At 68.7% G+C, this 11,740-nt stretch carries 9 protein-coding genes; 7 read left to right on the forward strand and 2 right to left on the reverse strand.

The features are described from left to right. The first annotated feature begins 50 nt into the window (after positions 1-50). From hutI to I4Q42_RS09880, 6 genes are all read left to right on the forward strand, one after another. A complete protein-coding gene (gene hutI, locus I4Q42_RS09855) occupies positions 51-1,274 on the forward strand; it encodes an imidazolonepropionase (protein ID WP_198575886.1) in 1,224 nt (407 codons plus the stop codon). Then, positions 1,271-2,803 (forward strand): histidine ammonia-lyase, encoded by a 1,533-nt coding sequence (gene hutH / locus I4Q42_RS09860; RefSeq protein WP_408611063.1) that lies wholly within the window; start codon positions 1,271-1,273, stop codon positions 2,801-2,803. Before hutI ends, hutH begins: the two co-directional genes overlap by 4 nt. Then, positions 2,803-3,621 carry an N-formylglutamate deformylase gene (gene hutG, locus I4Q42_RS09865; RefSeq protein ID WP_198575887.1) on the forward strand — a complete coding sequence of 273 codons (819 nt, stop codon included), beginning with the start codon at positions 2,803-2,805 and terminating at the stop codon, positions 3,619-3,621. The genes hutH and hutG overlap by 1 nt, the downstream gene beginning before the upstream one ends. 122 nt (positions 3,622-3,743) lie before the next feature. Then, entirely contained in the window at positions 3,744-5,408 is a 1,665-nt protein-coding gene (hutU, locus tag I4Q42_RS09870; RefSeq protein WP_198575888.1) for a urocanate hydratase, read from the forward strand. Then, the gene (locus I4Q42_RS09875) at positions 5,408-5,950 is read left to right on the forward strand and encodes a HutD/Ves family protein (protein WP_198575889.1); all 543 of its coding nucleotides are present in this window, start codon (positions 5,408-5,410) and stop codon (positions 5,948-5,950) included. Before hutU ends, I4Q42_RS09875 begins: the two co-directional genes overlap by 1 nt. Positions 5,951-6,154: 204 nt before the next feature. Next, complete coding sequence (locus tag I4Q42_RS09880; RefSeq protein WP_198575890.1) at positions 6,155-6,817, forward strand: M23 family metallopeptidase; 663 nt, start codon at positions 6,155-6,157, stop codon at positions 6,815-6,817. A 132-nt stretch (positions 6,818-6,949) separates the two neighbouring features. On the opposite strand, the gene I4Q42_RS09885 is transcribed toward I4Q42_RS09880, so the two are convergent. After that, positions 6,950-7,936, reverse strand: a complete 987-nt coding sequence (locus I4Q42_RS09885; protein ID WP_198575891.1) for an isoaspartyl peptidase/L-asparaginase family protein — start codon at positions 7,934-7,936, stop codon at positions 6,950-6,952. A 92-nt stretch (positions 7,937-8,028) separates the two neighbouring features. Between I4Q42_RS09885 and I4Q42_RS09890 the strand changes: the two genes are divergently transcribed. Further along, a complete protein-coding gene (locus I4Q42_RS09890) occupies positions 8,029-8,730 on the forward strand; it encodes a hypothetical protein (protein WP_198575892.1) in 702 nt (233 codons plus the stop codon). Positions 8,731-8,798: 68 nt separating this feature from the next. Here I4Q42_RS09890 and I4Q42_RS09895 read toward each other — a convergent pair whose 3' ends face one another. After that, the gene (locus I4Q42_RS09895) at positions 8,799-11,627 is read right to left on the reverse strand and encodes a TIM-barrel domain-containing protein (protein WP_198575893.1); all 2,829 of its coding nucleotides are present in this window, start codon (positions 11,625-11,627) and stop codon (positions 8,799-8,801) included. Positions 11,628-11,740: the final 113 nt, after the last annotated feature.

The raw sequence follows: 11,740 nt of genomic DNA on the forward strand, positions 1-11,740 counted from the left end.
GCCGCAAGGGTCGCGGGGAGCGACTCAAGACGGATCGGGAGGCGTTGGCGATGCGGTGCGATCGGGTTTGGATCAAGGCCCGCCTTGCGACCCTCGCCGAAGCCGCGCCCGGCCTGGGCGTCGTCGAGGACGGCGTGATCGCCGCCAAGGACGGCCGGATCCTCTATGCCGGCCCCGCCAGCGGCGCCCCGTCCTTCGAGGCCCCCGAGACCATCGACTGCGACGGCCGCTGGATCACCCCCGGCCTGATCGACCCGCACACCCACCTGATCTTCGGCGGCGACCGCGCCCACGAGTTCGAGCTGCGGCTGGCGGGCGCATCGTACGAAGAGATCGCCCGGGCCGGCGGCGGCATCGTCTCGACCATGAAGGCCACCCGCGAGGCGACCGAAGACCAGTTGGTCGCCGCCGCCCTGCCCCGCCTGGACGCCCTGATCGCCGAGGGCATGACGACCATCGAGGTCAAGTCCGGCTACGGCCTCTCCCTCGAACACGAGCTGAAGAGCCTGCGCGCCGCCCGCGGCCTGGCCAAGGCTCGGCCGGTTTTGGTGAAGACCACCTTCCTCGGCGCCCACGCCCTGCCGCCGGAATATAAGGGCGACGCCGACGGCTACATCGACCTTGTTTGCCGCGAGATGATCCCCGCCGTAGCCGCCCCTGAATTCGGGGGGGAAGGCCTCGCCGACGCCGTAGACGGCTTCTGCGAAGGCATCGGCTTTTCCCCCGCCCAGATCCGCCGGGTGTTCGAGACCGCCCGCGCCCACGGCCTACCGGTCAAGCTGCACGCAGAGCAGCTGTCGAACCTCAACGGCGCGGCCCTAGCCGCCGAATTCGGGGCGCTGTCGGCCGACCACCTGGAGCATCTCGACGAAGCCGGGATCGCCGCCATGGCCAAGGCCGGCACGACGGCGGTGCTGCTGCCCGGCGCCTACTACTTCGTTCGCGAGACCAAGTTGCCGCCGATAGAAGCCTTGCGCGCGGCCGGCGTGCCGCTGGCCCTGGCCACCGACTGCAACCCCGGCACCTCGCCGCTGACCAGCCTGCTGCTGACCATGAACATGGCCGCCACCCTGTTCCGCCTGACGGTGGACGAGTGCCTGGCCGGCGTCATCCGCGAGGCCGCCCGGGCCCTGGGCGTGCTGGCTGATCGCGGAACCCTGGAAGCCGGCAAGGCCTGCGACCTCGCCATCTGGGACGTCGAGCGTCCCGCCGAACTTGTCTACCGCATGGGCTTCAATCCGCTCCATGCGCGCGTCTGGAGCGCCGTTTCGTGATCACTGAAGTCCTCATCCCCGGCGAAGTCAGCCTCGCCCAGTGGAAGTCCGTCTATCGCGGCGCGGCCGCCCGCCTGGCCGACGGCGCCTGGCCGGTGATCGCGGAAAGCGCCGCGGCGGTGACCCGCATCCTGGCCAAGGGCGAGCCGGTCTACGGCATCAATACGGGCTTTGGGAAACTGGCCAGCGTGCGCATCGGCGACGAGGACCTGGCGACCCTGCAGCGTAACATCGTGCTGTCCCACGCCGCCGGCACGGGCGAGCCCTCGCCGGTTGCGGTGATCCGCCTGATGATGGCCCTGAAGCTGGCCAGCCTGGCGCAAGGCGCCTCGGGCGTGCGGGTCGAGACGGTCAAGCTGCTGGAAGCGATGCTGGAGCTTGGCCTGACGCCGGTGGTGCCCAGCCAGGGCTCGGTCGGCGCCTCCGGAGACCTCGCGCCGCTGGCGCACATGGCCGCGACCATGATCGGGGTCGGCGAGATCGACGTCGGCGGCGTGCGAAAGCCCGCGCTCGAAGCCCTGAGCCGCGCCGGCCTCGCCCCCGTCGAACTCGGCCCTAAGGAAGGCCTGGCCCTGCTGAACGGCACCCAGTTCTCGACCGCCAATGCGCTCGCCGGCCTGTTCGAGGCCGACCTGCTGTTCCAGTCGGCCCTGGTCACCGGCGCCCTGTCGACCGAGGCCGCCAAGGGCTCTGACACGCCGTTCGATCCGCGCATCCACGCCCTGCGCCGCCACGCCGGCCAGATCGAGACCGCCGCCGCCCTGCGCAGCCTGATGGCGGCCTCCGACATCCGCGCCTCGCACCTGAAGGAGGACGAGCGGGTGCAGGACCCCTACTGCCTGCGCTGCCAGCCGCAGGTGATGGGCGCGGCGCTCGACGTGCTGCGCCAGGCGGCGACCACCCTGGCCACCGAGGCCAACGGCGTGTCGGACAACCCACTGATCTTCCCGGAAGCGGACGAGGCCCTGTCCGGCGGCAACTTCCACGCCGAGCCCGTGGCCTTCGCCGCCGACATGATCGCCCTGGCCGTCTGCGAGATCGGCTCGATCGCCGAGCGCCGCATCGCCATGCTGGTGGATCCGGCGCTGTCGGGCCTGCCGGCCTTCCTGACGCCCAAGCCGGGCCTGAACTCCGGCTTCATGATCCCGCAGGTCACGGCCGCGGCCCTGGTCTCGGAGAACAAGCAGAAGGCCTATCCGGCTAGCGTCGACTCCATCCCGACCTCGGCCAACCAGGAAGACCACGTGTCGATGGCCGCCCACGGGGCGCGCCGCCTGCTGTCGATGGTCGAGAACGCAACGGCGGTGATCGGCATTGAACTGCTGGCCGCCGCGCAAGGCTGCGACTTCCATGCGCCCCTGACCTCCAGCGCCGTCCTTGAGGCCGTGCGCAAGGCGGTGCGGGCGCGGGTGCCGCACCTTTCGGACGACCGCCACTTCCATCCCGACATGGAAGCGGCCAACACTCTGGTGCGGACTGGCGCGGTGATCGCCGCGGCAGCCGGCGTTCCCTTGCCCGGAGCGACCTGATGAGCAGCGACTGGCTCGAAGTCTGGCGGGGCGACGCCCCCTTGATCGTCAGCATTCCCCATTCGGGGTCGCATGTGCCCGAGGAGATCGAGAAACGGCTGGTCTCGCCGTGGCTGGCCCGCAAGGACGCCGACTGGTGGGTCGAGCGGCTCTACAACTTCGCCGACGACCTGGGGGCGACGACGGTGCGCACCTGCCTGTCGCGCACGGTGATCGACGTCAATCGCGACCCGTCGGGCGCCTCGCTCTATCCGGGCATGGCCACCACCGCCCTGTGCCCGACCGACACCTTCGACGGCGAGCGGCTCTATGCCGAAGGCCAGGAGCCGGACGAGGCCGAGATCGCCGCCCGCCGTGAGCGCTGGTTCATCCCCTACCATCAGGCCCTGCGGGCCGAGATCGACCGCCTCTTGGCCCTGCATGGCAAGGTGGTGCTCTACGACGCCCACTCGATCCGCTCGCGGGCGCCGCGGCTGTTTCCCGGCGAGCTGCCAGTGTTCAACATCGGCACCAACTCGGGGCAGAGCTGCGACCCGGCCCTGGCGGCGGCGGTCGAGGCGGCCTGCGAGACCTCGGGCCTGCCGATGGTGACCAACGGTCGCTTCAAGGGCGGCTGGATCACCCGCCACTACGGCAAGCCCGAGCGCGGCATCCACGCCGTGCAGATGGAGCTGGCCTGCCGCGGCTATATCGACGACCCCTCGCCGCGCATCACCCCGCAGTCCTGGCCCTCGCCCTACCGCCCGCCCAAGGCCGCGCCGATGCGCAGCGTCCTGACCGACGTGCTGAAGGCCTGCATCGATTTCGCTTCCAGCTGAGCGAACGAAAACCTCGTCCTTCGACAGGCTCAGGATGAGGTTTTCGAACGACCCGCTGCGTCTGAATTAGCCCTCATCCTGAGCTTGTCGAAGGACGAGGGCGGCCCCGCCGAAAGACCCGCATGACCCGCCTCGACAACACCCGCGTCATCCGCCCCGCCACCGGCACGGAGCTCACCGCCAAGTCCTGGCTGACCGAGGCCCCGCTGCGGATGCTGATGAACAACCTGCATCCCGACGTCGCCGAACGGCCGGAGGAGCTGGTGGTCTATGGCGGCATCGGCCGCGCCGCCCGCGACTGGGAAAGCTACGACAAGATCGTCGAGACCCTGCGCCGGCTGGAGGACGACCAGACCCTGCTGGTCCAGTCCGGCAAGCCGGTCGGGGTGTTCCGCACCCATGCCGACGCGCCGCGCGTGCTGATCGCCAACTCCAACCTCGTGCCGCGCTGGGCGACCTGGGAGCACTTCAACGAGCTCGATAAGAGGGGCCTGGCCATGTACGGCCAGATGACCGCCGGCTCTTGGATCTATATCGGGGCCCAGGGCATCGTGCAGGGCACCTACGAGACCTTCGTCGAGATGGGCCGCCAGCACCATGGCGGCGACCTGTCGGGCAAGTGGCTGCTGACGGCGGGCCTGGGCGGCATGGGCGGCGCACAGCCCCTCGCCTCGGTGTTCGCCGGGGCCTCGTGCCTGGCCATCGAGTGTCAGCCTTCGCGGATCGAGATGCGGCTGCGCACCGGCTATCTCGACAAGTCGACCACCGATCTCGACGAGGCCCTGGCCTGGATCGCGGAGGCCTGCGCGGCCAAGACCCCGATCTCGGTCGGCCTGCTGGGCAACGCCGCCGAGCTGCTGCCGGAGATGTTCAAGCGCGGCGTCCGTCCCGACCTGCTGACCGATCAGACCAGCGCCCACGACCCGATCAACGGCTACCTGCCGGCCGGCTGGACCCTGGACCAATGGGCCGACGCCAAGGCCCGCGACCCGGCCAGCGTCAACAAGGCCGCCCGCGCCTCGATGGCCGTGCACGTCCAGGCCATGCTCGACTTCCAGGCCGCCGGTGTGCCCACCGTCGACTACGGCAACAACATCCGCCAGATGGCGCTGGAGGAAGGCGTGACCGACGCCTTCGACTTCCCCGGCTTCGTGCCGGCCTATATCCGCCCGCTGTTCTGCCGGGGGATCGGGCCGTTTCGCTGGGCGGCGCTGTCGAGCGATCCGGAAGACATCGCCAAGACCGACGCCAAGGTCAAAGAGCTGATCCCCGACAATCCCCACCTGCACAACTGGCTCGACATGGCCGGCCAGCGGATCAAGTTCCAGGGCTTGCCCGCCCGCATCTGCTGGGTGGGTCTGGGCGATCGCCACCGCCTTGGCCTGGCCTTCAACGAGATGGTCGCCAAGGGCGAGCTGAAGGCCCCGGTCGTCATCGGCCGCGATCACCTCGACTCCGGCTCGGTCGCCTCGCCCAACCGCGAGACCGAGGCGATGATGGACGGCTCGGACGCCGTCTCCGACTGGCCGCTGCTGAACGCCCTGCTCAACACCGCCTCGGGCGCCACCTGGGTGTCGCTGCACCACGGCGGCGGGGTCGGCATGGGCTTTTCGCAGCACTCGGGCATGGTCATCGTCTGCGACGGCACGCAGGCCGCCGCCAAGCGCATCGAGCGGGTGCTGTGGAACGACCCGGCCACCGGCGTCATGCGCCACGCCGACGCCGGCTACGAGATCGCCAGGGACTGCGCGCGGGAGCACCAGCTGGATCTGCCGGGGATCCTCTAGTGCGCCTGCTGCGCGCCGCCGATCGCGCGCCCGCCCCGTGGAAGAACGGCGGCGGGACGACCTGGGAGATCGCCGCCCAGCCGCCGGGCGCCGGGCTGGACGCCTTCGACTGGCGGCTGAGCATCGCGGAGGTGGCTTCGGCGGGGCCGTTCTCGGTGTTTCCCGGCGTCGACCGGGTGCTGACGGTGATCGCCGGCGAGGGCCTGCGGCTGAGCATCGACGGCCAGGGCGAGGCCTTGCTCGACGAGACCGCCGCGCCCCTCGCCTTCCCCGGCGACGCGCCGGCCTCGGCTGCGCTGGACGCCGGGCCGATCCGCGACCTCAACCTGATGGTCCGGCGCGGCGCGTGGCGCGGACGCGCGCGACGCCTGGCGAACGGCGAGCAAATCGTCGCAAAGGCGGATGTCACGGTCCTGGCCGCCCTCGCCCCGGCGCGGGTCAAGGGCGAGACCCTGGCCGCGGAGGACGCCGTCGTCGTCGAGCCCGGCGAGACCCTTGCCGTGGAAGGAAGTCTATTACTGATCGAGATCGATAGAGCCTAACCTCCCGATCAGATCAACTCAATCAAAGCTGGCGCGAAACTATCGACGCGAACAACGTTCGGCAGTTTTTCCAAGCACAAGCTTGAGCACAAATGAGTGGATGCGCGTCGTCCTGACGCAGCAACCCTGCCTTTTCATCGCCTTATCTGGATGGTTAACGACGCCCAACGCGAGAGCGGGCGAAACGATCCATAGGATGGCGATATGCACTTTTCGGCGATGAAGACCCTCCCTCCCCAGGCGCGCGTGGCCCTGGGTCTGGCCGTGCTCTTCGCGCCGATGGCGGGCCTGGCGATGGAAAGCCCGCATGTGGACATGAGCGCCCGCCCGGCGGTGCAAAAGCTGCTCGACCGGATCGAGGCGGACGAGCCCAAGCCCGTCCGCATGGAGACGGTCTGGAAGGGCGCCGACGTCGACGGCGACGGCGCGGCCGACTTCGCCAACCCGACCGGCGCGGCTCCGCGTGAGCATGACGACTTCGGCGACGGCGCGTTCGGGGCCCGCCGCGACGGCGGCTCGCGCCGGCACGAGGGCGTCGACTACACGGCCGTCGCCGGCCAGGCCGCCAAGGCCCCGATCTCCGGCTACGTCACCAAGATCGGCTACGCCTATGCCGACTCCACCGACCTGCGCTTCGTCGAGATCACCAATCCCGCGCTGGGTTATGTGGCGCGGGCCTTCTACGTCGATCCCAGCGTCGAGGTCGGCCAGACCATTCACCTGGGCCAGACCATCGGCCACGTGGCCAGCCTGCAGAAGCACTATCCGGGCATCACCAACCACGTGCACCTGGAAGTGATGAAGCCCGGCGGCCGGCGGATCAACGCCGCGGCGCTGATCCAGCCTAAGCTGGTGGCGGCGGCTTAAGCCGCTTCGCGGCTCCCCCTCAGTCGCTCCGCGACAGCTCCCCCAGAGGGGGAGCATCTGACGGCGCGCACCAAGATCCTCCCCCTCTGGGGGAGGTGGCCCGGAGGGCCGGAGGGGGTGCGCGAAGCGCCCCTACTTCTCATCCGCGTAGATCGCCGTCCCCTTGCCCTTGGCGCTAGCCCAGCCGCGGTACATGCCCGAACTGTTCATCGGGAAGGCGGCCTCGCCCTTGGCGTTCATGGTGATCATCCCGCCGTCGCCGCCGATGTCGCCGATGGCCTTGATCGTCGCCTCGCCGGCGGTCTTCAGGTCCTGGCCGGCGAAGGCGATGCGGGCGCAGACCTGGTGGGCGGCGCTGGTGCGGATGAAGTATTCGCCCGAGCCGGTGGCCGAGACGGCGCAGACGCCGTCCTGGGCGTAGGTCCCCGCGCCGATGATGGGGCTGTCGCCGACCCGGCCCCACTTCTTGCCGGTCATGCCGCCGGTCGAGGTGGCCGCCGCCAGATGACCCTTGGCGTCGATCGCCACCGCCCCGACCGTGCCGTAGAGGTGGGTCGGATCCAGCGCGGCCTTCTGCTTGGCGCGCCAGGCCTCCAGTTGCTTCCAGCGCTCCTCGGTGCGGAAGTAGGACGGATCGACCTGCTCTAAGCCTTGCGCCAACGAGAAGGCGTCGGCGCCCTCGCGGGCCAGCATCACGTGCGGCGACTTCTCCATCACCGCCCGGGCCAGGCTGATCGGGTGCTTTGTGCGGGTGACCCCGGCCACCGCGCCCGCCTTCAGGGTGGCGCCGTCCATGATCGAGGCGTCCAGCTCGTTCTTGCCGTCGGCGGTGAAGACCGCGCCCTTGCCGGCGTTGAACAGCGGATTGTCCTCCAGCACCTTCACCGCCGCCTCGACGGCGTCGAGGCTGGAGCCGCCCTTCTCGAGCACCGCCGAACCGGCCTTCAGCGCGTCGTCGAGCCCGGCGCGATAGGCCTTGTCCTTCTCCGGCGACAGGTCCCCGCGATTGATCACCCCCGCCCCGCCATGGATGGCCAGCGACCAGTCGCCAGCAATGGCGGCGGGCGCGGCCGCCAAGGAAGCCGCAAGCGAAGCGGCGAGCAGGACGGACTTGGACATGGCGACTCTCCGGGGGATCACCGCCCGATAAGAGCACCTTCGTCGCCCGGTTTCACTGGCGCTTAAGGTGAAGCTCGTTCTAGGGTCGCGTCATGATCGGCGGCGTAGTGCATCGGATCGGCCCCTCGGACCGCTCCATCGTGGCGGCGGGCTGGCTGGCCGTATGGTCGATGGCGGTCGCGTTCTGGCTACTGTTCAAGCCCTGGCCCTATCCGGTCGTCATGATCCTGGCGGCCCTGACGCCGTGGGCGACGATCTGGCTGGTCAGGCGCGATCCGGAACTGTCGCTGTTCGAGTCCCAGCGCCAGCCGGGTTCGGGAAACCTCGCCCTGGCCTGGGGCCTGCCTTCCCTCGCGCTGGCCATCCCGAGCTTCCACCAGCATTTCGTGGATTACGGCGGCCTGCTCGTCGTGGCTATCGGCCTGGGCGCGGTGCTGTGGACGGCCATGGTCGTGGCCGACACGCATGGGCGAAACCGGACGGCCATGGCCTTCGCGGCGGTCGTCGCCTTCGCCTGGGGGTGGGGTGTCGTGACCGCCATCGACCTTGCCCTCACCCGGAACAATTTCACGGTCGTCAAGGGCGTGGTCGAGGATGCGGACTGGCCCCGGCGCGGCGGTCCCAGCCTCTATGTCGGCGCTACGGTGGACGGTCGGCGCGAGACCTTCGACAATCTGAACGTGACGCAGGCGATCTACGGCCTGCACCCGATCGGCGCGCCGATCTGCGTCGAGATCCACAAGGGTCTGCTGGGTTCGCGTCACGTCTATGCGGTGACCTGCCCGCTGGTCTGAAGCCCCCGTGGAACGACGAAGGGCCCGGCGTCGCCGCCGGGCCCTCGCTGGCTCATCGAGAATGAGCCCTACTTCCGGGTCAGCACCACCGGCTGGCCGTCGTATTCCACGGTCAGATCGGCGGCCGCGTCGAAGTCGGTGGGCTTGGCGCCCTTGCCGATGAAGCGGACCTTGAAGGTGCGCTTCTCGACCAGGCCCTTGAAGCTGCCCGAACGGGCGCCGATGGTCACCCGGCCGCTGGCGTCGTCATAGGAGATCGGCGTGCGGGCCCAGGCGCCGCGGGCGTAGCCGTTGGACAGGCCGTCGTCTTCATACAGCTCGTACTTGCCGTCCTTGCCGGTGAAGACCAGCAGGGTGATCGGCGCGTCGGGCTTCTCGCCGACATACTGCTGAACGTCGGTGGTCGGCACGATGGCGCCGGCCTTGACGAACAACGGCATGCGGGCCAGCGGCGCGTCGGCCTTGACCGTCTGCCCGCCCTTGAAGGCCTTGCCGGTCTCGAAGTCGTACCAGGTCCCGGCCGGCAGGTAGACGCCGCGCGAACGGGCCTTGAACGCCGTCACCGGGGCCACGAGGAAGTCCTCGCCGAACAGGTACTGGTCGTCGACCGTGCGAGCCTTGGCGTCGGTCGGATAGTCCATCACCAAGCCGCGCATCATGCTGCCGTCGCGGTGATAGGTGTCGGCCGCCAGGGTGTAGACGTAAGGCATCAGCCGGTAGCGAAGCTCGTCGTACCAAGCCAGCGACTTGTAGACGTCGCTGCCTTCGTCGGCGAGTTCGTAGATCTCGCGGAACGGCAGCTCGCCGTGGCTGCGGAACAGCGGGCTGAAGGCGCCGAACTGGAACCAGCGCAGGTTCAGCTCCTGCCACTCGGCCCAGTGGGCGGGGTCCTTGCTCTCGTAGCGCTTCTCGACCGAGAAGCCGCCGATGTCCGTCGTCCAGTTGGGGATGCCCGACATCGACAGGTTCACGCCGGCCGAGATCTGGTCACGGAAGTCGTCCCAGCGGGCCACGACGTCGCCGCTCCACACCGCCGAGGCGTTGCGTTGCAGGCCGCCGAAGCCCGAGCGGGTCAGGATGAACGGACGGACGTCCGGGTTATCCTTGATCTCGCCCTCATAGACGCCGCGGGTGTGCTCAAGGGCGTAGCTGTTGAAGTACTCCGCGCCGGGGCCGAGCGCCGTCGGGCTCATGCGCAGGGTGCGCTCGGGCACGTCGACGTTCGAGTGCAGGTCGGGCTCGGAGGCGTCCATCCACCAGGCGTCGACGCCGTAGACCTTCAGGTTCTTCTTCACCTGGCGCCAATAGATGTCGCGGGCTTCCTGGGTGTAGGGGTCGTAGAACGAGTTCAGGTAGCCGGGGCCCACCCAGTCGAGCGCGCCCTGCTCGACGTTGCGATGGTACATGTGACCGGCCGCGTCGAGCTCCTTGTAGTTATCCGTGGTCGGATAGAACTTCGGCCAGATCGAGATCATGAAGTGGGCGTTCAGCCCATGGATGTCGTCGATCATCTTCTGCGGATCGGGGAAGCGCGTCTCGTCGAACTTGTGGGTGCCCCACTCGGGGTCCTTCCAGTAGCGCCAGTCCATGACGATGTTGTCGAGCGGCAGGCCGCGCTTGCGGTATTCCTTCACAACGCCGACGATCTGGTCCTGGGTCTCGTAGCGCTGGCGCGACTGCCAGAAGCCGTAGGCCCAGCGCGGCATCATGACCGCGGAACCGGTCAGGTCGCGATAGCCGGCCACCACCTGATCCAGGTCGTCGCCGCCGACATAGTAGTAGTCGATGGCCTTGCCGACTTCCGAGGTGAATTGCAACGAGTGACGGTCTGCGCTCGCCATCGGGTCGTTGTGCAGCAGGCCGATATAGCCGTCGTCCGGCGTCCACTCGACGCGAATCTTGTGCTTCTTGCCCGGCGTCAGCTTGGCGTCGAAGTTGTGGTACCAGGGGTTCCAGTTCTGGCGCCAGCGGTCGATGACCAGCTGGCCGTCCAGCCAGACCTTGGCGTAGCTGCTGGAATAGAGCTTGAAATTGTGCTCGCCGGCCTTGTCGGTCTGGATCGCGCCTTCCCACACCACCGTCTGGCCGGGCTGGAGCTTCTTCTCGGCGGTCTGGAGCTCAGTCGGCCAGTTGGGCAGGTCCTTGAGGAAGCGGTAGTCGATGTCCTTCTCGACCCGCGTCACCTTCAGCTGGCCGTTCTGATAGTACTTGGCGGTGAAGCCGCCGGCCTTGCCGTCGGCGTCGAAGATCTTCAGGTCGCGCGAGGCGACGTCATAGGGGATCGGGTTGCCGAAGCGGGTGATCGAGTTGTTGTCCCACAGCAGGCCGTAGCCGCGCGAGGACAGCAGCATCGGCACCGCGATGGCGCGGTTGTACTGCAAGAGTTCGACGTCCTGGCCATTGTAGTCCATCTGGCCGTTCTGGTGCTGGCCCAGGCCGTAGAAGGCCTCGTCCGTACCCGGATTGAACTGCTGGCGAACGACGTAGAAGTCCTTGCCCTCGACCTTGGTCGGGGTGAAGGCGCCGCGGTCGCGCTCGGCCAGGGTCTTGCGGCCCTTGGCGTCGAGGAAGTCGACCGTGCCGTCGCTCAGCGAGACCTGCGCGGTGGCCTTGGCGGTCTTCAGGGTCAGCACCCCGCCCTTCTCGGCGACCGTGAAGCTGGTCGCGACGGGCTTGGCCGTGACCATCAGGCTGGGCGGGGCGTCGAAGGTTTCGGTCGGCGAGGCGGTGACGTGGATGATCCGCTCGCCCATCACCTGCAGCCGGACCTTCTTGGCCGGACCTGAGGCGGGGGTGACGATGACGCCGTCGGCGGTCTTCTTGAACGATCCGTCGAGGGCGAAAGCGCTGGTCGAGGCCAGCAGGGAGAGGGCCAGGCCCGCATAGAGGCTGCGCATGTCTTCGTTCTTCCCTGTTTTCGTTCTTTTGTTGGGGCGAAACCCTCGTCCTTCGACAGGCTCAGGATGAGGGTTTGGGTAGGTTCGGGGCCGGCAATGATCCTCATCCTGAG

It is taken from the genome of Caulobacter hibisci, assembly GCF_016135805.1.
Classification (GTDB): Bacteria; Pseudomonadota; Alphaproteobacteria; order Caulobacterales; family Caulobacteraceae; genus Caulobacter; species Caulobacter hibisci.